At 68.2% G+C, this 24,068-nt stretch carries 14 protein-coding genes and 2 tRNA genes; 6 read left to right on the forward strand and 10 right to left on the reverse strand.

Going from position 1 to position 24,068, the window contains the following annotated elements:
- The first annotated feature begins 236 nt into the window (after positions 1–236).
- Positions 237–1,622 (forward strand): FAD-binding oxidoreductase, encoded by a 1,386-nt coding sequence (locus tag FS787_RS12575; RefSeq protein ID WP_144672741.1) that lies wholly within the window; start codon positions 237–239, stop codon positions 1,620–1,622.
- 150 nt (positions 1,623–1,772) lie between these two features.
- On the opposite strand, the gene FS787_RS12580 is transcribed toward FS787_RS12575, so the two are convergent.
- From FS787_RS12580 to FS787_RS12595, 4 genes are all read right to left on the reverse strand, one after another.
- Positions 1,773–2,933 (reverse strand): globin domain-containing protein, encoded by a 1,161-nt coding sequence (locus tag FS787_RS12580; protein WP_144672742.1) that lies wholly within the window; start codon positions 2,931–2,933, stop codon positions 1,773–1,775.
- Between the two features lie 236 nt (positions 2,934–3,169).
- Positions 3,170–3,619 carry an Rrf2 family transcriptional regulator gene (locus FS787_RS12585; protein ID WP_144672743.1) on the reverse strand — a complete coding sequence of 150 codons (450 nt, stop codon included), beginning with the start codon at positions 3,617–3,619 and terminating at the stop codon, positions 3,170–3,172.
- A 20-nt stretch (positions 3,620–3,639) separates the two neighbouring features.
- Positions 3,640–4,143, reverse strand: coding sequence for a hypothetical protein (locus FS787_RS12590; RefSeq protein WP_144672829.1), 504 nt, complete (start codon positions 4,141–4,143; stop codon positions 3,640–3,642).
- A gap of 13 nt (positions 4,144–4,156) precedes the next feature.
- Positions 4,157–5,575, reverse strand: a complete 1,419-nt coding sequence (locus FS787_RS12595; RefSeq protein WP_144672744.1) for a phosphomannomutase/phosphoglucomutase — start codon at positions 5,573–5,575, stop codon at positions 4,157–4,159.
- A gap of 183 nt (positions 5,576–5,758) precedes the next feature.
- Between FS787_RS12595 and FS787_RS12600 the strand changes: the two genes are divergently transcribed.
- Entirely contained in the window at positions 5,759–7,948 is a 2,190-nt protein-coding gene (locus FS787_RS12600; protein WP_144672745.1) for an ATP-dependent DNA helicase RecQ, read from the forward strand.
- Between the two features lie 40 nt (positions 7,949–7,988).
- Here FS787_RS12600 and FS787_RS12605 read toward each other — a convergent pair whose 3' ends face one another.
- From FS787_RS12605 to FS787_RS12615, 3 genes are all read right to left on the reverse strand, one after another.
- Complete coding sequence (locus FS787_RS12605) at positions 7,989–9,641, reverse strand: NAD(P)/FAD-dependent oxidoreductase (RefSeq protein WP_144672746.1); 1,653 nt, start codon at positions 9,639–9,641, stop codon at positions 7,989–7,991.
- A 212-nt stretch (positions 9,642–9,853) separates the two neighbouring features.
- Positions 9,854–9,941: transfer RNA gene (locus FS787_RS12610), tRNA-Ser, on the reverse strand.
- Between the two features lie 164 nt (positions 9,942–10,105).
- Positions 10,106–12,418 carry a prolyl oligopeptidase family protein gene (locus tag FS787_RS12615; RefSeq protein WP_144672747.1) on the reverse strand — a complete coding sequence of 771 codons (2,313 nt, stop codon included), beginning with the start codon at positions 12,416–12,418 and terminating at the stop codon, positions 10,106–10,108.
- Between the two features lie 117 nt (positions 12,419–12,535).
- Between FS787_RS12615 and FS787_RS12620 the strand changes: the two genes are divergently transcribed.
- Positions 12,536–14,581 (forward strand): FAD/NAD(P)-binding domain-containing protein, encoded by a 2,046-nt coding sequence (locus tag FS787_RS12620; RefSeq protein ID WP_144672748.1) that lies wholly within the window; start codon positions 12,536–12,538, stop codon positions 14,579–14,581.
- A 97-nt stretch (positions 14,582–14,678) separates the two neighbouring features.
- Here the strand turns inward: FS787_RS12620 and FS787_RS12625 are convergent, their stop codons facing one another.
- Positions 14,679–19,247: an ExeM/NucH family extracellular endonuclease gene (locus FS787_RS12625; RefSeq protein WP_186329184.1), complete on the reverse strand. Its 4,569-nt coding sequence runs from the start codon at positions 19,245–19,247 to the stop codon at positions 14,679–14,681.
- 368 nt (positions 19,248–19,615) lie between these two features.
- Complete coding sequence (locus FS787_RS12630; RefSeq protein WP_144672750.1) at positions 19,616–20,419, reverse strand: VOC family protein; 804 nt, start codon at positions 20,417–20,419, stop codon at positions 19,616–19,618.
- Between the two features lie 379 nt (positions 20,420–20,798).
- Here FS787_RS12630 and FS787_RS18165 point away from each other — a divergent pair, with 379 nt between their 5' ends.
- Entirely contained in the window at positions 20,799–21,746 is a 948-nt protein-coding gene (locus FS787_RS18165; protein WP_260982536.1) for an endonuclease domain-containing protein, read from the forward strand.
- Between the two features lie 216 nt (positions 21,747–21,962).
- On the opposite strand, the gene FS787_RS12640 is transcribed toward FS787_RS18165, so the two are convergent.
- Positions 21,963–22,050 (reverse strand) — tRNA-Ser (locus FS787_RS12640).
- A 171-nt stretch (positions 22,051–22,221) separates the two neighbouring features.
- Between FS787_RS12640 and FS787_RS12645 the strand changes: the two genes are divergently transcribed.
- On the forward strand, positions 22,222–23,205 hold the full coding sequence (locus tag FS787_RS12645) for an NAD(P)H-quinone oxidoreductase (RefSeq protein ID WP_144672751.1): 984 nt from the start codon (positions 22,222–22,224) through the stop codon (positions 23,203–23,205).
- Between the two features lie 130 nt (positions 23,206–23,335).
- Positions 23,336–23,869: a PadR family transcriptional regulator gene (locus FS787_RS12650; RefSeq protein WP_144672752.1), complete on the forward strand. Its 534-nt coding sequence runs from the start codon at positions 23,336–23,338 to the stop codon at positions 23,867–23,869.
- Positions 23,870–24,068 lie beyond the last annotated feature (199 nt).

The following is a 24,068-nucleotide window of genomic DNA, read 5'->3' on the forward strand; positions in this document are numbered from 1 at the left end:
CCGCCCCGCCCGGGGGGCGCCCCCGCCCCCCCGGCGGGAGGCCCCGGGGCCGCCGTCGTGCTCTCCTCTGCGCGGGCGCGGGACTTAGGCCCCTAGACCGCGGCGGGCCGCAATCCTAGGCTCGACGCATCATCCGCCGGGCCGTCCGCCCACTGGATAGGGAGCTGGGGTCATTCCACGTGCGCGCCGCCGTGCCCCCAACCTGCTCGCAGCACGCGAGAGCTCAGGAGCTCATCATGCTTGTCACCGACGACATCCAGGCCTTGTCCTCGGCTGTCAGCGGCCCGGTCGCCTTGCCGGACAGTCCCGAATTCGCGGCCGAGACGTTCGCGTTCAACGCCGGCACCGTCCACCGGCCCGACGTCGTGCTTGGGGCCGAAAACGCCCGCGACGTCGCCACCGGGGTGAAATGGGCAGCCGAACGTCGGATCCCGGTCGCGGTCCAATCCACCGGGCACGGCGCGAACTTTGCGATTGACGGCGGCCTGCTCATCACCACGCGGCGCCTTCAGGACCTGCAGATCGATCCGGATAAACGGACCGCCAGGGTGGGGGCTGGTGTGAAGTGGCGGAGCGTTTTGGAAGCGAGTGTGCCGCAGGGTCTGATCCCGCTGCACGGCTCAAGCACTGACGTCGGCGTGGTCGGCTACACGCTCGGCGGCGGGCTTCCTGTGCTGGGACGCGCCCATGGGTTTGCGGCGGAGCAGGTCCGCAGCATGGAGCTTGTGACGGCTGACGGTGTGCCACGCCGTATCGACGCCGAGACCGAAGCCGAGCTCTTCGCGCTGATGTGCGGAGGAAAGGGCAATTTCGGGATCGTCACCGCACTCGAGTTCAATCTCTTTCCCTTGGGGGATTTCTACGGCGGCGCGATTTTCTATCCCGGGGTGGATGCAGACCGCATTCTGGCGGCGTTCCGCGAGTGGCTGCCCACGCTTCCTGACGAAGCGTCCCCCTCGATCTCCCTGCTGCGTCTTCCGGACCTGGAATTCGTTCCCCCGCCGCTCCGGAACCAGTTCGTGGTGCACCTGCGCTTCGCATTTCCCGGGAACCGCGAGGATGGCGACGCGCTTCTTGCCCCGATGCGCGCGGTTTCGGCACCTTTGATGGACACTGTGGGCCCGATGGACTACCTGGACGTCGACCAGATCCACATGGATCCGGTGGATCCGCTCCCCTACACGGAGGGCGGAGTGCTCCTGAAGGATTTCGGCGAAAAGGCGGTGGCGGCTCTGCTCGAGCTGGCCGGCGAGGACTCGAGCTGTCCGCTGATCATGATCGAAGTCCGCCCGCTCGGAGGGGCGCTGGCCAAGGGCCGGGCCCTGGCGGACGCCGTGTCCGGGCGGGATGCCGCGTTCCTTCTGTTTCTTGTCGGGATCAACGTACCGCCCGCGGCCGAGGCGTCCCACGCATCCATGCGCGAGATCCTGGCCGCGATGGCGCCCCACTCAACCGGATATACGCTAGTCAATTTCCATGGCGAGCCTGGCGACGAGGCCGACCGGGCGAGGGCCTGGTCGCCCGCCGTCTACGAACGGATGAGGGCGGCGAAGACCAACTACGACCCGGGCAACCTCCTGCGCTTCGGCCATGCGATCACGGGGGCGCCGCCCGCGACCTGACACTTCGTGCGGAGCTGCTTGTCGTTCCACGACGACGACGGCCCCGCACCTTGCGAAAGGTGCGGGGCCGTCGTCGAACTCTCATCGATTGCTCCGCAACCGCCCTTTTGGCCCCTCAAAACGGCGGTTACGGAGCAACCGATGGGTACCTTAGCTGGCGAGCCAGATGTCCGGTCCGAAGACCTCGTAGTGGATCTTGGTGGCCGGGATGCCGGCGTTGATGGCCTCGTTCCGGATGCTCTTCATAAAGGGCAGCGGGCCGCACAGGTACAGCGAGGCGTTGGCCGGCAGGTCCACTTCGCGGAGGGTCATAAAGCCCTCCTTGGTGCCCTCGACCGGCCGCTCGAGCCAGAGCTGCAGGTCGGCGCCGTCGAGGCGCTCGACGTCGTCCGTCATCTGGGAGCGCAACGCCCAGGACTCCAGGTCGCTTTCGGCGTGCAGGACCAGGACCTGGCGGTCCGAGCCGGAGTCCGCCAGGGAGCGAAGGATGGACGCCGTCGGGGTGCAGCCGATGCCGGCGGAGGCCAGGACAACGGGGCCTTCGCCGTCCTTGAGGGTGATTTCGCCGTAGGGGTTGGAGATCTCGAGGACGTCGCCCACCTGGACGCTGTTGTGCAGGACGGGAGAGACCTCGCCGCCGTCGTCCTTCTTCGTGGTGAAAGTGCGGCTGGTGCCGGCCTCGCCGGACAGCGAGTACTGGCGGACCTGGCGCAGTCCGTCCGGAAGGGTGACCTTCACGCTGATGTACTGGCCCGGGAGGGCGGAGGTGATGGGGGTGTCGTCGGCCGGTTCCAGGGTGAACGTCACGGAACCGGTGCCGGCGGCGGTTTTGGCGGCGACCCGCCACGGGCTCCACATCGTGCTGTTGGCCTGCGCGGCGTAAAGGCCCTTTTCAAGCTTGATCAGCGCGTCGGCCATCAGCCAGTAGACCTCGGTCCAGGCTTCGGCGATTTCCGGGGTGATGACCTCGGCCAGGTCCTCCGCGATGGCGGCGAACAGGTGCTCGTAGACCACCTGGTACTGCGGTTCGGTGATGCCGAGGGAGGCGTGGCGGTGGGCGATGCGGGCGAGCACCGTCTCCGGCAGGGTGCCGGGGTTGTTCACCAGGTGGGTGGCGAAAGCGGCGATGCTTCCGGCCAGGGCCTGCTGCTGGTTGCCGTTGCGCTGGTTGGAGCGGCTGAAGAGCCCGTCCAGAAGTTCCGGGTGCGCGGCGAAGAGGCGGGCGTAGAACTTGGGGGTGATTTCACCGATCCGGGATCCGACCAGCGGGAGGGTGGCCTCGATGACGGGGAAGGACTTGTCCGAGAGCATAGTGACTCCTGAGATAGTGGCCCGGGGTCTGCAACCGGGCCGGCGAAAATACCAGCATTTGAAATGCGAGTATTTATACCTCAGTTCTACAGGGCGTAGAAAACATCTTCAAATCGGGGGGATTCCCGGGCGTGGCGGGTGGTGGTTCTGCTGGCCGCCCAGCCGGGCCGCCCCCAGCCGGGCCGCCCCCAGCCGGGCCTCGGCCCGGCCGGGCTTCCACCCGAGGGAGCTCCGGCTCAGAGTCCGGGGCGCAGGCCGATCGCCTGGAACACCGGCGCCATTTGCCGGGAAGTCGGCAGGGATGCGACGACGATATCGTCCAGTTCGCGGTAGAAGGCCTCGCGGGCGCGGGCCAGGGCTCCGCGGAGGCGGCATTCGTTGATGAGCGGACAGGTCCCGCCGGCGCCGACGCAGTCGGCGGGGTCCGTGCGGGTGTCCAGCTGGCGCAGAAGCTGCCCGACGGTGGCGACCCGGCCGGCGTTGCTGAGCCGGGAGCCGCCGTGCCTGCCGCGCTCGACGTCGATCATGCCCAGCTCACGCAGCTTCGCCATCGCTTTGCTGACGTGGTTGTACGGGGTCGCCACGGCGTCGGCGACGCTCTGGGTGGTGAGGAGGCCGCCTTCAGGCGCGGCTGCGAGCACCATCATGGCGCGCAGGCTCACGTCCGCGAAGGCATTGATCTTCATGGCACCAGTTTACGGGCGGTCTAGTCCACCCAAACGCCGGGCTCGTTGGTATCCGCGGAGAGTTCGCCGAATTCCAGCTCACGGGTCGCGGGGTTGGCTGCGTACGGCAGGACGGCGGCGAATAGGGAACCGTCCCGGTGTTCGGCGGCCACGTGGATGGCGTCGGAGGCTTCCTCCAGCAGGGTGATGTCACACACGATGGCGGCCGCTCGGAACTCGTCCCGGTGCTGCCGCAGCAGCTCCGTGAGGTCGCTGATCATCGAATCCGCGTCAAAGTCCGCTTCGGCACCCTCGGCTGCGTCGGCCGGGGTGACGGCCACCAGCCGGACCTCGCCGTCATTCTCGACGACGAGGGCGAACGGCAGGAACCCGCCGTTGCGCTCCAGTTGCTCCTGGGCGGCACCGACACCGGTGCCGAGCAGATTCTCCAGGTCGGTGGCGCTGGCCTCCGGAACGCTGCTGCGCCAGGATCCAGCAGACTCAGCGGTCTCAGCAGACTTCCCGGTTGCGGCCTCCGCCGGCAATTCCGACACGGGCCTAGCCCCGGACCAGTGCCAGGACGCGGTCGCGGACGCGCTCCATGGTGGGCAGGTCCGTGGCCTCGACGTTCAGGCGGAGGAACGGCTCGGTGTTGGAGGGACGCAGGTTGAACCAGTAGCTGCCGTCGGTGGCGATGAAGGTGCTGCCGTCGAGGTAGTCCACTTCGACGTCCTCCGTGTGGAAGTCGTGCCGGACGCGCTCCACGGCGGCGGCCTTGTCCTCGATTTCGGAGTTGATTTCACCCGAGGACAGGTACGGCTCGTATTCGCGGCCCAGCTCGGACAGCGGGCCGTCCTGCTCGCCGAGGGCGGCCAGGACGTGCATCGCGGCGAGCATGCCCGTGTCAGCGTTCCAGAAGTCGCGGAAGTAGAAGTGCGCGGAGTGTTCGCCGCCGAAGATGGCGCCTTCTGCGGCCATCACTGCCTTGATGAACGAGTGCCCCACACGGGTGCGGACGGCCCGGCCGCCGTGGTTCTCCACCAGTTCGGGGACAGCGCGGGAGGTCAGCAGGTTGTGGATGACGGTGGGGGTTGCCTCGCCGAGACCCTGGGCGCGGGCGATCTCGCGGCGGGCCACCATGCCTGTGATCGCGGACGGGGAGACCGGTTCGCCCTTCTCGTCGACGACAAAGCAGCGGTCAGCGTCGCCGTCGAACGCCAGTCCGATGTCCGCGCCGTGCTCGACGACGGCGGCCTGCAGGTCGCGCAGGTTTTCCGGCTCCAGCGGGTTGGCGGGGTGGTTCGGGAAGGACCCGTCGAGCTCGAAGTACAGCGGGATGATTTCGAGGGGAAGCTTGGGCAGCAGGGCATCGCCGAGGACTGCCGGGGTGGTGAGGCCGGCCATGCCGTTGCCGGCGTCCACCACTACCTTGAGCGGGCGGGTGCCGCGCAGATCCACGAGGCTGCGGAGGTATTCGGAGTAGCCCTTCAGGACGTCGTGGACGCCGATGAGACCGCGGGTGGGGGCGGCGGGGATGGAGCCGGAGTTGAGGTATTCCTCGGCGCGGGCCTGGATTTCCTTGAGCCCGGATTCGGAGGAGATGGGCTCTGCCCCGGCTTTGGCCATCTTGATGCCGTTGTACTCGGCGGGATTGTGGCTGGCGGTGAACGTGGCTCCGGCTGCGTTGAGCGAACCGCAGGCGTAGTAGAGCTCGTCGGTGGAGATGAGGTCGAGCAGCTGGACGTTGGCTCCGCGCCGGGCGGCACCGTTGGCGAAGGCCTTGCTGAACTCGGGGGAGGACGGACGCATGTCGCCGCCGACCAGCACCGTTTTGCCCTCCAGCGCCAGGACGTCGACGAATGCCGCGCCCACCGCTTCGACGATTTCCGCGGTAATGGATTCGCCCACAATGCCGCGCACGTCGTAGGCCTTGAAGGAGGCGGAGAGGTCAAAAGTCCTGGTCTGGTCGATAGTCACCCGTCTATCTTACGGGGAAGCCGCATCGGGCTGGGGAGGAGCGCTGCCCGCGCCCTTCCGGGGCCGGAGGGCCGCCGGGGTGGCGCCCTTCGGCCGCAGGACCGCCGTCGGATCCGCTGTGATGGTCCACATAACGGTGCCCGTCGCTTCGTGCCTGTCGGAGGGGGCTGGGATACTGAACCAATGGCCAATAACCAGAACGCTGCAGTCCTGTCCGCTTCCCCCGCCGCATCCGACGGCGGGTCGGGGACCAGGGAGCAGGCCCAGGAAGTCCTGCGCGAGCTGGTGGGGCATCCGGCCGCGGAGTTCCATGACGGCCAGTTTGAGGCGATTGAGGCGCTGGTCGACGGTGGCCGGCGGGCCCTCGTAGTGCAACGCACCGGCTGGGGAAAGTCTGCCGTGTACTTTGTTTCGTCCCTGCTCCTGCGGCGGCGCGGTGCCGGGCCCACCCTGATCGTGTCCCCGTTGCTGGCCCTCATGCGTGACCAGGTGGCCGCCGCGGCACGGGCCGGGGTCCGGGCGGTGGCCATCAACTCCGCCAACCAACTGGAATGGGACACCGTCCGCGAACAGCTCGCAGCGGACGAGGTCGATGTCCTGCTGGTCTCGCCGGAGCGCCTCACCAACCCCTCCTTCCGCGAGAACCAGCTGCCCGAACTGATCCGCCGCACCGGGCTGCTGGTCATCGATGAGGCCCACTGCATCTCTGACTGGGGCCACGATTTCCGTCCCGACTACCGGCGCATCGCGGACCTCATCACCCAGCTGCCGGACACCGTCCCGGTCCTGGCCACCACAGCCACCGCCAACTCCCGGGTGGTCCACGACATTGAGGAGCAGCTCGGCGCCGGAGTGCTGACCATCCGCGGCGCCCTGGGCCGTGAGTCCCTACGCCTGGGCGTGCTGAGCCTGCCGGACTCCCGCGACCGGCTCGGCTGGCTGCTCACGCACCTGAAAGACCTGCCCGGCAGCGGAATCATTTACACCCTCACGGTCTCCGCGGCCGAAGACACCGCACGGCTCCTGGCCGAGGCCGGCCACGAGGTGCTTGCTTACACCGGGCGCACCGACCCCGCGGACCGGGAACGGGCGGAACAGCTCCTCAAGGACAACCAGGTCAAGGCCCTCGTCGCCACGTCCGCCCTGGGCATGGGCTTCGACAAGCCGGACCTCGGATTCGTGGTGCACCTCGGGGCGCCGTCATCCCCGGTGGCCTACTACCAGCAGGTCGGCCGCGCCGGCCGTGGCGCCGCCAACGCAGACGTGCTCCTGCTGCCCGGGTCCGAGGACCGCGACATCTGGCAGTACTTTGCCACCGCATCCATGCCCTCGGAAGAAAAGGCAAGTGCCGTGCTGACCGCCCTCGCCGACGCGGGAACGGCTGTGTCCACGGTGGCGCTGGAGGCGCGTGTGGACCTGCGGCGGACGCCGCTGGAGCTGCTCCTGAAGGTGCTGGCGGTCGACGGCGCCGTCGAGCGTGTCGGCGGAGGCTGGCGTTCCACCGGCCGGCCGTGGACCTACGACGCCGAGCGGTACAGCCGGATCGCGGAGGCCCGGGTGGATGAACAGGATTCCATGGTGATCTACCAGGACACGGCGGGCTGCCGGATGGAATACATCACCTCCGTCCTCGACGACGAGACCGCCCGCGCCTGCGGCCGCTGCGACAACTGCGCCGGCCAGTGGTTCCCGGCAGACATTGCCGCCTCGGCCACCGAAGCAGCCGGCCAGACGCTGAGCCGCGCCGGCGTGCCGCTGGAACCGCGGCTGCAGTGGCCCAGCGGCATGGACCGGCTCGGTGTGCCCGTTAAGGGCAAGATCAAGCCTGAAGAAAGCGTTGCCAGCGGCCGCGCGCTGGCGCGGCTCACCGATCTGGGCTGGGGCGGGGCCCTGCGCGAAGCCTTCGCCGCCGGAGCCCCTGACCGCACCGTGGACCCCGGCATGTTGCAGGCGTGCGTCCAGGTGCTGCGCGAATGGGGTGCCGGCGACTCCAGAACGCCCGGGTGGAGCGGGGCAGGCCGGCCTGCCGCCATCATCAGCGTCCCGTCCCGCAGCAAGCCCGCCCTGGTGGACTCGCTGGCCCGCGGCATCTCGGAAATCGGCCGGATCCCTTACCTGGGGCAGTTGCAGCTCGAACACGGCGGACCGACCGGAGGGCGAGGCGGCAACAGCGCCTACCGGCTGGCCGGCGTCTGGGACCGCCTGGTGGTGGGACCGGAGCTGGAGGCGGCCCTGACCGGGATCCAGGGCCAGAGTGTGATGCTTGTTGACGACCTGGTCGACAGCCGCTGGACCGTGACCGTCGCCGGCCGCGCCCTCAGGCTTGCGGGCGCCGGCGCGGTGCTCCCTCTGGTGCTGGGCCAGGCCGGCTGACCTCGGCTCCAGCGTGGCGGGAACCTCTGCGGCGCCGTCCTCAGCCTTGGGAAGGGGGGCCTGACTCCAGCACCGCCATGGCCGCGTTGTGCCCGCCGATGGCGCTGACGGCACCGCCGCGCCGGGCGCCGGAGCCGCAGAGCAGGACTTGCGGGTCATCCGTCGCGACGCCCCAGCGCTGCGCCGGGGTATCCAGGGGCGCGTTGTCCTCGACGAAGGGCCAGTCGAGGCCGCCGTGGAAGATGTTGCCCCGCGGCATGCCGACCGCCCGTTCGATGTCGAGCGTGGTCTTGGCTTCGATGCAGGGCTGGCCGTCCGGGCCGGTCAGCAGCAGCTCCTCGATGGGCTCGGCCAGGACCGAGTTCAGCGATTTCAGGACGGCGGCCTGCAGTTCCGCCCGGCGCTGGTCATTGTTCTCCGGGGTGATCAGCCGGTCCGGGACATGCAGGCCGAACACCGTGAGGGTCTGCGCGCCGGCGGCCTGCAGTTCCGGAGACAAAATGGTGGGGTCCGTCAGGGAATGGCAGTAGATCTCACAGGGCAGCGGGTCGGGGATGGTTCCGGCCGCGGCGGCGAGGTAGGCGGCGTCCAGCTGAGACCAGGTTTCATTGATGTGGAAGGTCCCGCCGAAGGCCGCTTCCGGGCTCACGGTTTCATCCAGTAGCCGGGGGAGCCGCTTCAGGAGCAGGTTCACCTTGATCTGGGCACCCTCCCGGAGATGGTTCGGATTCCGGGTGGCGTGCTGTCCTTCCTGCCGGGCAGTACCGCCGGACGGGCCGGAGTTTCTGAGCCGGTCCAGCACCACCGGGGCCACGTTGGCGAGGACCCACGATGCGGTGGCCGTGTGGTCCGCCCCCGCGTGGCGGTAGCTGACCACACCGCCGGGGCGGACGGCGGTGACGTCCGCGGATGTCAGGATGGTTGCCCCCGCCTCGCGGGCGGCGCGTTCCAGTTCCCCGGACACCGCGCCCATGCCGCCGACGGGCACGTCCCAGTCGCCGGTTCCGCCACCGACGAGGTGGTACAGGAAACAGATGTTCTGCTGCAGGTCCTCGTCGTCCGCCCGGGCGAAGGTGCCGATCAGGGCGTCGGTCAGCACCACGCCGCGCACCAGATCGTGCTGGAGCGACTTGGCGATGATGTCGCCGATGGGCCGTTCGGTCACGGCGTCCCATGCCGCCCCCGCGCCGGCCCGGGCTGCGAGGTCCTTCGCTTCGGAGCGAGTCGGCAACGGCGAGGTCATGGTGGGCCAGAGGGCTTCGGTGAGCTGCCGGAGTCCGGCGTAGAACTCGGTGAAGGCCTGGAATTCGCCGTCGGGTGCCCCGACGGCGGCGAAGGACGCGGCAGTGGCCGTGTCGTCCCCATTGTCGATCAGCAGGGCGCGGCCGGCGTCGTGCGGGTCGGGGGTGTAGGACGAATACCGGCGCCGCGCCAGCCGGATGCGCAGGCCCAGATCGTCAATGACCTGTTGCGGGAGGAGGCTCACCAGGTAGGAGTACCGCGAGAGGCGGGCGTCGACGCCGTCGAACGCCTGGGCGGAGACCGCGGCTCCGCCGGGATGCTCCAGTTTTTCCAGCAGCAGGACCTTCCGGCCCGCTTTGGCAAGGTACGCTGCCGCGGCCAGGCCATTGTGGCCGCCGCCTACGATGATCGCGTCAAACGCGCTGTTGCTGGACATGGGGTTGCTCGACATGCGCCCATCTTGCCACCCGGGCTCCCGGGAAGGCGTCAGGTGTCCGGGTCCCGGACGTGCCGTGGCGGCGCGCACCGGCGCCCCGCGGGCAGATCAGGGCGAATGTTCGACGCCGATCCGCCCTCATCTGCCCGTTCGCCGCAGAGCAGGGGTTAGCGGCCAAAAGTCCCCGGAAACGCAAAAGACCCCGGTCCAGGGACCGGGGTCAAACGCGGAGACGGGGGGATTTGAACCCCCGGTGGAGTTGTGCCCCACACTTCATTAGCAGTGAAGCCCATTCGGCCGCTCTGGCACGTCTCCAATTGCTATTAACTAGCCAACCAAGGATACGCAGAAGGTGCCATGCAGTGCAAAACGGCCATAGCGTGTTCGGCTTCGGCCCGGAACCCGCCCCGCCGCATGGGCGCGACCTGACTCCGCGTTGTCCCCGGGGGAGGACCGGGCAGCAGCAGCGGCCGCCCGGGTCAGGCGCCGCGGCCCGCCAGTGCCCGCCACAGGAAGTGCTGGCTCCGGCTCTGCAGGGCCGCAGCCTGGCGGTTGTCGGAGGCTCCCGCATGGCCGCCCTCCAGGGCCTCGTGGAACCAGACATTGGGGATGCCCATCGCCTGCATCCGGGCGGCCATCTTGCGCGCCTGGACCGGCCCCACGCGGTCGTCCGACGTGGCCGTCCAAATAAACGCCTCCGGGTAGTCCACGCCGTCCCGGAGCAGATGGTAGGGCGAGAACGTTTTGACGAACTCCCACTGTTCCGGCACGTCCGGGTCGCCGTATTCGGCGATCCAGGAGTAGCCGGCGGACAACTTGGTGTAGCGGCGCATGTCCAGCAGCGGGACTCCGCAGGACACGGCGCCGAACAGCTCCGGGTACCGGGTGAGCATGTTCCCCACCAGCAGGCCGCCGTTGGAGCCGCCCACGCAGCCGAGCCGCTCCCGGGAGGTCACACCGCGGGAGATCAGGTCCGCCGCCACGGCGGCGAAATCCTCGTATGCCCGGTGCCGCTTTTCCTGCAGGGCCGCGCGGTGCCACGAGGGCCCGTATTCGCCGCCGCCGCGGATGTTGGCCACCACGTAAACGCCGCCGCGGGTGTGCGGGGCATCCCCGTCGTGTCCGGCGGATTCCTCCGTGCGGCGCTCCAGCCAGGCCCGGCCGATCGCGCCGCTGTACGCGGGGGTCCGGGAGATTTCGAAGCCTCCGTAGCCGGAGAGCTGCGTGGGATTCTGGCCGTCCAGGACCAGGCCCCTCGCCGCCACCTGGAAATACGGCACCCGGGTGCCGTCCTTGGACACGGCGAAATGCTGCTGGACCTCGTAGTCCGCTTCGTTGAAGAACGACGGCGAGGACCGGATCACCTCGTGGGTGCTCTCTACCCCGGCGCGGGCCGTGGCGTCGCCCTTCAGCACGGCGCGTTTCAGGGTGCCGCGGGTCAGGGTGGTCGGCGTCGTAAAACCCGTGGCCACGAGCCAGAAGTCGTTCCCTGCCCCGGGAGCCCCGGTCCCGGACACCGGTGCGCCACCATCGGTGCCGTCACCTTCTGAGTCGTCGTCCGAGTCGCTGGCAGAGTCTTCGTCGTCGACGGCGTAGGCGTTGACGTCATGCAGCGGCGGGCAGGCGTCCAGCACGGTCGACGCCCAGGCGGTGTCCGTTCCTGGTTCCTGCGGGTCGAGGACCCGGATCTCGGAGGAGACATCGCGGAGCAGGTTCAGCAGCAGGAAGTCCCGCGTCCAGCTCCAGGACTGCAGGGACGTGTGCTCATCGGGGGTGAACAGGACGGACAGGTCCCGGCCACCGGCCAGGAAGGACTCGAAGTCGGCGGCAAGCAGGGATCCTGCCGGGTAGCTTGTTGCGCCGACAGTCCAGTCCTTCTGCGGCCTGAACAGCAGCCATTCGCGGTGGGAGCTGAGGTTCACGTCCACCGGGACGTCGACGCGCACCCACTGCCCGTCTCGCAATACCGACGTGGTCTTCTCGAAGAAGCTGATCCAGTCCACCGCGAAGGTCCGCTCGAACCCCGGGGTGGAGTCGTGTGCCACGAGGGCCATCATGTGGTCTTCGGGGATTTCGAAGAGCCGCTCCGCTGCGGCCAGGGATTCGCCGCGGCGCAGTTTGACGCCCGTCCGGGCGTAGGAGGACGTGGTGCTGGGCAGGCCTTCGGCCGTGGAGGCGACCAGCAGGGTGTCGGCGTCGAGCCAGGAGACGTTGCCCTTCGCCGTCGGCAGGTCAAAGCCGCCGGCCGCCGGGTCGACGAAGCCGCGGGCCTCGACGTCGAACTCGCGGTAGCGGTTGGCGTCGCCACCGTCGGGGGAGAGGGCCAGCAGCGCCAGCCGGTGCGGCTCGCCGTCGGCCGGGCGCAGGAAGCTGGCGCCGTGGAAGACCCATTCCTCACCTTCGGACGCGGCCAGCGCGTCCACGTCCAGGAGGACGTCCCACTCCGGAGATCCGCCCCGGTAGCTCTCCCAAGTGGTGCGGCGCCACAGGCCCTTCGGGTTGTGCCGGTCCTTCCAGAAGTTGTAGTACCACTCGCCGTGCTTGCCCACCATGGCAATCCGGTCGGTGGAATCCAGCACCTCGAGGATGCCGGCTTCCAGCGCGGTGTACTCCGCGTCTTCCAGCAGCTCCTCGGTGCGGGCGTTCTGTTCACGGACCCAGGCCAGCTGTTCCTCGCCGTAGATCTCTTCGAGCCAGATGTTCTCGTCGACGGGTTCGGGGGCGGTCACCTCAGCGGCGGACCCGGCGTCAGGGTCGGAGGCGGGCGGGGGAGCAGCGTCAGTGGTGGTCATTTTTCCATCCAAGCAACATCCGCGCGCCAGTAGCAAGTCAAGCCGGCGCCCGCCGAACCCGTCCCGGATGCGCCGGCAGGTCGGGTCTGAGGGCCCGTTGCGGATACGCTGGATGCCGTGGGCGAATCGCAGAGCATCCGGACGGCAGTGATTGGCGCCGGTCCCCGGGGCACCAGCGTGCTGGAACGGCTGCTGGCCAACTGGGTTCCCGAGGGCCCGGACGCCACCTTGCACATCGACGTCATCGACCCCTATCCCGCGGGCCCGGGGCACGTCTGGCAGCCCGGCCAGTCCCGGCTCTACCTGATGAACACGCAGTCGTTCTACCCCACCGTCATTCCCGAGGACCCGGACCTCGCACCGCCGCTGGCCGGCCACACCTTCGACCGCTGGCGCGAGCAGCAGCGGGCGCAGCCCCACCCCTCCCTCACCGCCGAGGAGCGCGCCGAACTCGCCGGGCTGGACGCGGCGGACTTCCCCAGCCGGGCCCTGTACGGCCGCTATCTCCGCTGCACCCTGGAGGAACTGCTCTCCCGCCTCCCCGCCGGGGCCACGGTGGACTTCCACAGCACGACGGCGACATCCGTCCGCCATGCCGCCGCCGGGGCCGGGGTTGGCGCCGGGAACACCGCCGGTGCTGCCGCCGGGGCCGGAAGCGGCGGCCGGGGGCAGTTCGACGTCGAACTGGCCGACGGCGCGGTCCTCACCGTCGATTCCGTAGTGCTTGCCCTGGGCCACCTCGAATCGCGGCTCAACCCCGAGCAGCGCGAGCTGCAGGCGGCGGCGGAGGAATTCGGGCTGCTGTACCTGCCGCCGGCGGCCCCGGCCGACGTCGACTGGTCTTTGGTGCCGGCCGTCAAGCCGGTGCTGGTGCGGGGCATGGGGCTGAACTTCTTCGATGCTATGGGCCAGCTGACCGAAGGCCGCGGCGGCCGGTTCCTTCCCGGCGCGGACGGCGGGCTCAGCTACCTTCCCTCCGGCCGCGAGCCGCTCATCATCGCGGCCTCGCGGCGCGGCACCCCGTACCGGGCCAAGGCGACCCTCGCCGGCTACTACCCCGAGGCTGTGACGCTGAGATACTGCACCGAGAGTGCCCTGGCAAAATTCGCGGAGGCGGGAATCCGCCCCGCCTTCGACCACGACCTCTGGCCCCTCCTGCACCGCGACGCGCTGTGGGCTTACTACTCCACGCTGGCGCGCTCGCAGCCCGGTGCCATCCTGACGGCACCGAAGGAGTTCCTGACGGCACTGGAGGAGGCCCTGCGCCCGCATGCGCATTCAGCCGCGAAATGGGAGGACCTGGTGGACTCCGTCCTGGACATCCACCTCCGTCCCGCCCACCGGCTGAACCTGCTGGGACTGGCGGCCCCGCTGGCCGGGCGGTCCTTCGCCTCCCGGGCGGAACTCGACGACGCCGTCGTCGACTACCTGCTCGACGACGCCCGGCGTTCCGCTCTGGGCGAGGACGATCCGGTGAAGATGACCATCGGTGCCCTGCACCACGGCCGGGCGGTGCTGAAGACCGCCGTCGCGGACGGCGGGATCACCGACGAATCGTGGGTTGCGGGGCTTCGCGGCTGGTTCGAGGCGTTTGTGGAGGGCCTGGCCAGCGGGCCGCCGGCGCTGCGCGCAGAACAGCTCGCTGCCCTGGTGCGGGCCGGCGTCGTGCGCTTCGTCGGGCCGGATCCGAAGTTCGGGTTGGACCGCAAAGCGAAGGTTTTCACCGCGGTGTCGCCCTGGGTGGGGAACAGCACGGACGCCGCCGCCGGCGAGGTGGTCACGGCCGTGGCCATGGTCGAGGCGCTGGCGCCGGCCAACAAGGTTACGGTCAACGAGTCACCGCTGCTGGAGCAGTTGCTCGCTGAAGGCCTGGTCCGTCCCCGGCTCATGATGACGGTGGAGGGATCTCCGGTGCCGACGACCGGGCTGGACGTCACCCCGCATCCCTACCGGCCACTCGGCGCCAACGGGTCCGTGACGGAAGGCCTCTACGTCCTCGGGCTGCAGCTCTCCGCCGTGCAGTGGGGAACGGCCATCGCGGCCGAGGCCCGGCAAAAGAGCGGACCGGTGTACCGCAGCGGGCAGCGCACACTGAGGGACGCCGACGAGATTGCCCGGGCCGTTCTCGGGCGGCTGAGCACGGCCCGCCGGCCAAGAAAATGAGCATGCCCTCCGTCCGGGCTGAGCGGTGGACATATGCGCTATATGTCCGTCGCTGCAACCCGGGGGAGGGCATGCTCACTGGTGCGGGGCTAAGGGATTAGCCCTTGAGGCAGTGGCGGTAGGCTGCCATGGCCTGGCCGTAGTTCGCCTGGCCCACGAGGTCCGCGGGCCGCTTCGGCTTGACCGGCGCGGTGCACTTCGGCGGGACCGGGGTGCTGGCGGCAACCAGGACGCTGGCCTTCACCACGGTGCCGGACTCGACGGCGGTGAGCACCAGGGTGCCCGCGCCGGCTGCCGCGCCGGCGGGGACCGCCACATTCACGGTGGCAGCGCCGGCGGAAACCGGGACTGTGCCGAGGGACGTTACGGTGCCCTTGGCGTCCGTGAACTCCACGGCCAGCGAGGTGTTGACCGGGCTGCCCAGCGAGGTGAGGTCCAGCTTGGAGACAGCCAGGGAGATGGCATCTCCACCCTTGACCTCTGCGGCGGTGGTGTTCACCACGGCAACGGACCGGCGGGCGAAGTCCGGCGACACGGGGTTGTGTGCCTGCAGATACTTGATCCACGCATCGCGGTCCACCAGCCCGGAGTCCTTGGTGTCCGTACCGGACTTGAAGATCCGGAAGTTGTCGCCGCCTGTTGCCAGGAAGCTGAACGTTCCGATCCGGTACGACTTCGCCGGGTCGATCAGCGCGCCGTTGACCCGTATCGAGGTGATCCGGTCACCGGCCGCGCGGGCGGCGTCGTAGGTGTAGTTGACGTTCTTGGACAGGCCCAGCTGCTGGTACGCACGGCTGGGAACCGTACCGTCCGCGTTGGTCTGCCACTGCTGCTCCAGGAGCGTCTTGAACTGCTCGCCGGTCAACGAGGTGGTCCACAGGTTGTTCACGAACGGCAGGACCGCGTTGGCCTCGGCGTAGGTGATGGTCCCGTCCGGCGCGAAGTACAGCTCGTTGCGCAGGCCGCCCGGGTTCACGACGCCGATCTCGGCGCCGCCCAGTTCCGGGGCCTTGAGCGAATCCACGAGGGAATCCGCCACCAGGTTGCCCAGGGTGGACTCGCTGCCACGGTCGTCGCGTGATGCAGGGGTGGTGTCGGTGGCAGGCGTGAACGCGGTGGTGATATCTGCGGTCACCTTGCCCACCGGCTGGTTGCCGACCACTGCTGCTTCGGCCAGGGCCTTGTCAACGATGGTCTTGACGGCGGCCACCCGCGGGTACTTGGCCACCAGATCGGCTGCCGGCTGGTCAGTGGAGGTGGTCCGCTTGACGTTGCCTGCCTTGTAGCCGGTGACCGACATGGTTTTTGTGTCGATGGTGAGCTGGATCTGGCCGATGAACTCGCCGTAGTTGCCGGTCTGCACGATCGGGCGGGTCTTGCCCTCAACGCCGGGCACGGGGGCATCCCAGGAGTACTGCTTGTGCGTGTGGCCGTTGAAAATGGCCGCCACATCGGGGGTGACCTCGGTGACCATCTTGGCGAAGGGGCCGCCGGCGGCGACTTCCTGCGCCAGGGTGGAGCCTTCGGGCGCGCCGGAACCGGCGCCGTCGTGGTTCTCCACGATGATGACGTCGGCGAGCTTCTCCGCCTTGATCTTCGCGGCGACGCGGTTGATCGCGTCGACGGCGTCGCCGAACTCCAGATCGGCGACGCCCGCGGGAGTGACCAGCGACGGCGTTTCCTGCGTGACGGTGCCGATCACGGCCACCTTGACGCCGTTCATGTCGAGCACCGTGTACTCAGGCAGGACCGGCTCGGTGGTGCCCTTCTTGTAGACGTTGGCGCCCAGGTACGGGAACTTGGCATTGCTGCCGCCCGCGATGACGCGGTCGCGCAGGTCGGCAAAGCCGCCGTCGAACTCGTGGTTGCCCACAGCAGAGGTGCGCAGCTCCAGGGCGTTCAGCACATCGATGGTGGGCTGGTCCTTCGCGATCGCCGAGGCGAACAGCGAGGCGCCGATGTTGTCGCCCGCGGAGAGGAACGCCGTGGCGCCCGGGGCGGCCGCGGCCCGCAGCTTCTCGATGGTCCCCGCAAAGAACACGGTGTTGGAATCGATGCGGCCGTGGAAATCGTTGATGCCGAGGAAGTTCAGCTCAACGCTGGCGGGGGTGACTGGCAGGTCCAGGCCCACCACCACCGGGTCGTGGTCGCTCGCCCGGAACTGGTCCGGAGCGTAGTAGTCGGTCACGTTGTTGTTGTAGCGGCTGTACTCCAGGGCGACGGACTCCACGGAGTTGATGTTCCAGATGTCGGCGCCGGTGACAACGGCGTTGGCGCCGGGGGAGGCCAGGATGTGGTCCAGCGAGCCCACCATGCCGCCGAAGAGGTAGGAGTGCTTGGCGGACCCGTCGGCGTTCTTGGCCTTTTCGTCCTGGTTAACGTAGCCGGCGGCCGTGAAGACGTTGATCGGGTCTTCCTTGGCGTAGGCGTTGAAGTCGCCGATCAGGAAGACCTTGTCGGTGCCCTTGGACTGCTGCAGTTCGTTGGAGAACGCCAGCAGGGACTTGGCCTGGGCGGTGCGGGCGAGGTTCGAGGCGCCCTGGCCCTTGTCGGTGTCCTCCGGAGTGGAGGCTGAGCCCTTGGACTTGAAGTGGTTGGCGATTGCGATGAACTTCTTGTCATCGGAGGCGCCCACCGGCTTGAAGACCTGGGCCAGCGGCTTGCGGGCATTGGCGAAGGCGACGGTGTCGTTGTGGATAATCGATTCGCCCACCGGCTCAGCGGCGGCCTTCTTGAAGATGAACGCGGTGCGGATCATGTCCTCATCGGCCAGCGGCGGTGCGTTGGCGGGCGTGCGGACGTAGTCCCAGATCCCCGGTGTGGGGATGTTGAGGGCGTCAACCAGCTTGGCCAGGGCGTCGTCGCGGTTCTTGCCGAACTGCGCCGAGTTTTCGATCTCCATGAGGGTCACGACGTCGGCGCCGGACTTGCTGATGGCGGCGACGATCTTGTCCTGCTGGCGCTGGAGGTTGGCGGCGTTGGCCGCGCCGCGGGCGTCGCAGCCGCCGCGGACGGTGATCGGGTTGCCTGCCCGGTCCGTGTAGTACGTGCATCCCGTGAGCTGGTCGCCCGTGGTGGGGAAGTAGTTGAGCACGTTGAACGAGGCGATTTTGAGGTTACCCCCGACTGCCGCCGGAGCGTCCGTGCGGGTGGTGGCGCCGAAGCTCACCGGCTGCACCGACTCGGCGTTGGCGGGGGTCAGGTGGGTCAGCGGCTGGAACTTCCACGCGCCGTTGGCGTAGCTGAGCACCACGTTGGTCTTGAAAGTCACCGGTACGCCCACCCGGACGGGGTCCGCCGTGCTCAGGTACGGGAGCACCTCGGCCTTGGCGGTGGAGTCCTTGAGGAAGTTGGTGGTCGCGCCGTCGTCGAGCTTGATACCGCGGGCGGCGTTCGCGGCGACGGTGGCGGTGTACGTGGCGGAACCGTACTCCGCGACGGCGGTGGGCTGCTCCAGCGGGGTGGTGCCGCCGGCCAGGCCGATTTCGCCGTACTGGTTCAGGGAGTAGTTGTCGCTGACGGTCATGGGACCCTGCGGGGTCAGCAGCATGCCTTCGAGGGACTCCCGGAAGGCTTCCTCGGCCGGGAGGGCAAAGCCGGTGGCCTTGACCTCGGGTGCAGCCTCGGTGAGCTTCTTCATGTCCGCCGCGGCGGAAACCGTCACCTGGGTCATATTGAAGTATTCGCTGACGGTGCCGGACACCTCGACGTAGTCACCGGGCTGGACGGAACCGGCCGTTGCTGCCGAGTATACGAAGACACCGTCCGACGCCGTGTGGTTGGCCGGGGTGAGGTCCCCGCCGGTGCCGGGGGTCTGGATGTAATAACCCGCGAATCCGCCGGTGGGGAAGGTAGCGGTGACCTTGCCGCGGGTGGTGACGGAGGTGCCCGCCAGCGGGCTGGCGGTGCCGCTGCCCTGGATCTCGGCGATGGTCTTGGTGGCCGGGGGAGTGACCGGGCCCGGGTCGACGGGAGGATCCTCCGGGGCGGCTGCACCGTTGGCGGCCTTGGGGGTGATCGTGGCGTTCAGCGTGAAGTCTACGGAGTTGTTGTTGCTGTCAACACCGTTATTGCGGTTCAGGCTCTTGACGTCGGTGTTGCTCGTCGGAGCGGTGGCCGCCTGGGTTTCGAAGGTGTTGGAGGTGCCGTAGCCCAGAAGGTCAGCCACGTTGGAAGGCTCAACGACCGAGCCGTACGCCAGCGGGTTGATGGCCGTCGACTGCGTGGCCAGGAGGATGGTGCCGGTGGTGCCGCTCGGCGCGAACTTGGTGCCTGCGTCCAGGTCGGCAGCCGGCAGTTCCGGCGCCGTCGACGTCGTGGGATTGTTGCCGGTCGCCTTGATCAAGTAGAAACTCTTGGCGGCAATACTGCCGGCCAGCGGGACGACGTTTCCGGGAACTCCGGTACCCGTGGCAGACCGGTACTGGAGGGACCAGCCGTCCAGCGAGACCGGGGCGTCCGAGGTGTTGTACAGCTCAACGAACTTGTTCTTGTAGGCTGCTCCGGCGCTGCCGCCGCTGAGGTATGCCTCGTTGATGATGACTGGCGAGGTGCCAGCTGCCGGGGAGACCTCCACGGCGAACGCCGGTACAGCGGCCAGCGGGGCTGCGATGAGCCCCACCGACAGCGCTGTGCCGAGCGCGGTTTTCCAAGGTATGCGTTTCATCCGCTCTAACTCTCATTAGGTGCCCGGGTAAGGGCTGGGTGGAATGTGTCCGGGTGATACCCGCGGACCGCCGGTCACTGCTCCTGGTCAAGCAGTTTCCGGCTCAGCAAAACAGGGATGAATGAACACGATGTGTACGGCATGTGCATTCGGCGAGACGTCCCCCAGCGGGACGTGTCGCAGCCTTCCCGGATCGGCTCGAACGTCCGGGGCAGGGTTTCTGGTGGTGCCTGTGAGTGATGCCCGGGTACTTTCGCCGGACTCTCCACAGCAGAATACCGGCCAGTAGACCTTGGGAAAGGGGCTGGCCGGTATTTCTTACAACAATTTTGATAAGTGGGCGGGAACGGGCTGTCCGCGCTTCGGCTCTAGGCGTCCGCGACGGCCTGGGTCCCCTGCCCGGTGTCGGCCACGATCTTGAACATGGCCCCCGTGGGGTCGGCCAGGGTGGCGAGCCGACCGAACGGGCTATCGTCCGGTCCGTCGACGATCCGGGCGCCCATGGACCGGGCCATGGTGATTGAGGCGTCCGCATCTTCCACGGCGAAGTAGACCTGCCAGTTGGACGGGACCTCCGCGGGAAGATATCCCGAGGCGTCCATAATCCCCGCCTTGGCGGCGTCCCCTGCTCCCAGCGTGGTGTAGCGAAACTCCGGGGTGTCGCTCATGACATCGGTGTCCCACCCGAACACGTCCTGGTAGAACTTCACCGCCGTGGCGTAGTCCTTGGTGTGAAGTTCGTGCCAGGCGGGGGTCCCCGGCTCGGCTGCGAGCCCGTAGCCCTTCATTTCGCCGGGCTGCCAGACGCCGATGGATGCACCGGTGGAATCGGCGATCATGGCCATGCGTCCCTGCTCCGGAACGTCCATGGGCTGCAGGTGGATCTGCCCTCCGTGCTCCGCCGCACTGGAGACGGTCGCACGGGCATCATCGGTCCGCAGGTAGGTGGACCACACATCCGGGAAGCCGGCCTGGTCTTGTTGCTTCTGCATGATGCCGGCAACGGGTCTCCCGTTTTTTGCCGCCATGATGTACCCACCGTATTTCTCCTGGTCACCTGTCTCGAAGGTCCAGCCAAACAGCTCACCATAGAACGCCTTGGCCTTTCCGGCATCGGAGGTCATCAGGTCGATCCAGCATGGCGCGCCGTTGGTGTGTTCTGGTGTAGGCATAGTGGTCTCCAGCTCTGCTCCGCGGCGGCGCTGCCTCTAACGTGGTTGGCGGCCGCCGGCATCATATGGGTGGTTAAGACACAGTGAGACTAGGCCGGAGGACTGACGGTTTCAATGGGTCCGGCCCGGGCCCCGGCGGGGGACGGGCGTCGGGGACCGTGCGTGCCCCCGCCCGTGGTCCGCCGCCGCGGGTGCAGATCAGGGCGCATGCGGGGTACGGATCCGCCCTGATCTGCCCGCGCGGTGAGAAGCGCGGCACAGATCCGCCCTGATTTGCCCCCATGGCAGCCGCCCGTGACAACAGCGCGCCTGCCCCCAGCTCACCCCAGGCTGTGGATAACCCGGCGCAGCGCGGACGCCGGTGTGGCCTAATAGGCGCATGGCAACAGCGCGACCCCTGCCGGCGGAACTGGCGGCCGGGTCCTTTACCATCGGCGAGGGCCGGCGGAGCGGCATCTCTCCGTGGCGGGCCAAAGCAAAGGACATTCATGTGCCGAGCCGCGGCATACGCGTGCCCGCCGGGCGGGAACAGTCCTTGCTGGAAAGGGCGCGGCCGTACACCCAACTGGGGACGCCCGACACGGTCAGCTTTTACTCCGCCGCCCGCATCCACGATTTCAAACTGCGTGCAGCGCCTGCGAACGCGCGGATGACTCGGTCGGCCGGGTTGCTGCATCTCACCCGAGCCGGGTCCGCTGCTCCCCGGCGGAAGGGTGTCGTGGGCCACCGCTCCGCGCTTGAGCCGGAGGACATCGTTTTTCTCCAGGGCGTCCCGGTTACCTCGATTCCCCGGACCCTGCTGGACCTCGCCGGGACCGGAACCCTGACGCTTGAGGACCTCGTTGTCATTGTGGACGATCTGGTCTGCGAGCACGTCCGCTACCAACACCCGCGGACGGCGCGGTTTCCGCTGGGGGGAATCCTGCATTATGCCGGGAGCCGGCGTCCCGCGGCTGGCCTTCCCCTGCTGAGGAAGTCGCTGGGACTGGCCCGAGTAGGCGTCGACTCGCCCCCGGAAACGAGGCTCCGGCTGCTGTTCGCGCGTTCTGGGCTGCCCGCCTTTGAACCAAACTACGTGTTGCTGGACCTACAGGGCGCTCCGCTGTGGATCGATCTGGCCTGCCCGGAATTCCGGCTGGCGGTGGAGTACGACGGCGGCCATCACCTCTCGGCGGCCCAGCAGTTGGCCGATGCGCTGAGGAACGAGCGCACCGTCGATGCGGGCTGGCGGCAGCTCGTCATCAACAAGCTCGACGTCCGCAATGGCGAGGACTGGGTGTTGGTGCGCGTCCGCCAGGCCTTGCGGGCGCAGGGGTGGCCCGGCTAATCCCCTCCGGCTGTCAGCCTTTCATGCAGCCGCAACGCTCATCTAATCGCTCCGCGGGTGCAGATCAGGGCGGATCGGGAGCGCGGATCCGCCCTGATCTGCCCGCGCGGCGGACCGAGCTGCCCGTACCGGCTCCTCCGGCGGCGCACCACGCCAGCCCCGTACGCAAAAATGCCCCTGGTTCCACGGCAAGCGCAGAACCAAGGGCATTATTCGCGGAAGGTAAGAGATTCGAACTCTTGGTACGGGGTTACCGCACACTGGTTTTCAAGACCAGCTCCATCGGCCGCTCGGACAACCTTCCCTAACGAGTAGTGTTTCATAGGCAGTCGGCAGCCACAAAAAACGCGGTTGCGCTCGCGGACAGGACCAACTCCTCCGCCTACTCTGGGAGAAGGCGCTTCGGACGTAATGCGCCGCAGGCGCATCCCTGCAAGAAGGCTGCAAGAAGTTCGTTAGGAATCGGGAGCTCTCCATGAAGGCCGTCTACATCTCAGAGCCAGGCGGACCCGAGGCCCTGGAGGTCCGCGAGGTCCCCTCGCCGGTGCCCGGCACCGGCGAGGTGCTGATCGACGTCGTCGCTGCGGGACTCAACCGCGCCGACGTCCAGCAACGCAAAGGCCTTTACCCGCCCCCGCCCGGGGCCTCGGAGATTCCCGGGCTGGAAGTCTCCGGCCGGATTGCGGGCTTCGGTCCCGGTGTGAGCAAACCGTTCTCCGTCGGGGACAAGGTTGTCGCCCTGCTCTCCGGCGGCGGCTACGCGGAACAGGTGGCCGTGCCGGCGGGGCAGGTTCTGCGGATCCCCGACGGCGTCGACCTGGTGACCGCTGCGTCGCTGCCCGAAGTCGCGGCCACCGTCTACTCCAACCTTGTTATGACCGCGCAGCTGCAGCCGGGCGAGACCGTGCTCATCCACGGGGCAACCGGCGGCATCGGAACCATGGCCATCCAGCTCGCCAAAGCGTTGGGCGCCGTGGTGGCCGCCACGGCTGGCACCGCGGAGAAGGTGGGCACCGCCAAGGCGTTCCTGGGCGCTGATATCGCGATCAACTACGCCGAGGAAGACTTCCCCGAGAGCCTGCGCGCGCAGAACGGCGGCAAGGGTGCGGACGTGATCCTCGACGTCGTGGGGGCAAAGTACCTCACGCAGAACGTGGACGCGCTGGCGGACTACGGGCGGCTGGTGGTGATCGGTCTGCAGGGCGGCGCCAAGGGCGAACTGGACCTCGGCAAGCTGCTGAGCAAGCGGGCGGTGATCATCGCGACGGCGCTGCGTCCGCGGTCCGTGGCGGAGAAGACCGTGATCATGGACGCTGTTCGCGATGCGGTCTGGCCGCTGCTGGCCGACGGACGGATCCGGCCGCTGGTGGCTAAGACCTTCCCGCTGGACCAGGCTGTCGCCGCGCACCGGTACTTCGACACCGGCGACCATGTGGGAAAGATTCTGCTGGTCAGGTAGCACATATGCCAGTTACGACATATGCCGAATTGCTTCGGCACGAGGAATAACGGTAATGTAATTCCATACGCGGTATACACGCGTCTTGGGGCGCGTGTATGCTGTCGTCCCGCTACCCTCCGGGAGCATCATGTCCATCCGTCACAGCCTCCTCGCCCTCCTTCAGGACCGGCCACGCTATGGCTACCAGTTGCGGATTGAGTTCGAGGACCGCACCGGATCCGCCTGGCCCCTCAACATTGGACAGGTGTACACCACCCTCGACCGCCTGGAGCGCGACGGCCTGGTCCGCAAGGACGGGGCCGACGGCGAAGGCCACGTCATCTACAGCATCACTGACGAGGGGCGTACCGAGGTCCGCAGCTGGTTCACGTCGCCGGTGCCGCGGAGCAGCCCTCCGCGGAACGAACTGGCCATCAAGCTCGCCCTCGCCCTGACGCTTCCCGGTGTCGACGTCGGGGCTGCCATCCACGCCCAGCGCGCAGTCTCCATCCGGGCACTGCAGGAACACACCAAAGCCCGGCGCGATATGGCGTCGCACCAGCGGCCCACGGACACCGCCCGGCTGCTGGTGCTGGATTCCCTGATCTTCCAGACCGAAGCCGAAGTGCGCTGGCTGGACCTCTGCGAAGCACGCCTGATGCAGCTTGCCGGCCCCGCCTAGGGCGTTGACGTTGCAGGCCAGTGGCCCTCCGTAGTCTCTAGCGGCGACGCGAGGAGGCGCTTAAACTCAAGGTGCTGTGTAGCCGCCGGAATCGGGTAAACCCGCGCAGCCCCACCGCTCGTCGCCCGGCCGGGCCCGCCTGGCGCAAAGTCATACCCATGGAACGCTGCCGTTGGTAGGGTGCCTTGGGGCACATCTG

Origin of the sequence: Arthrobacter sp. U41 (assembly GCF_007679325.1) — a bacterium.
Classification (GTDB): domain Bacteria; phylum Actinomycetota; class Actinomycetes; order Actinomycetales; family Micrococcaceae; genus Arthrobacter.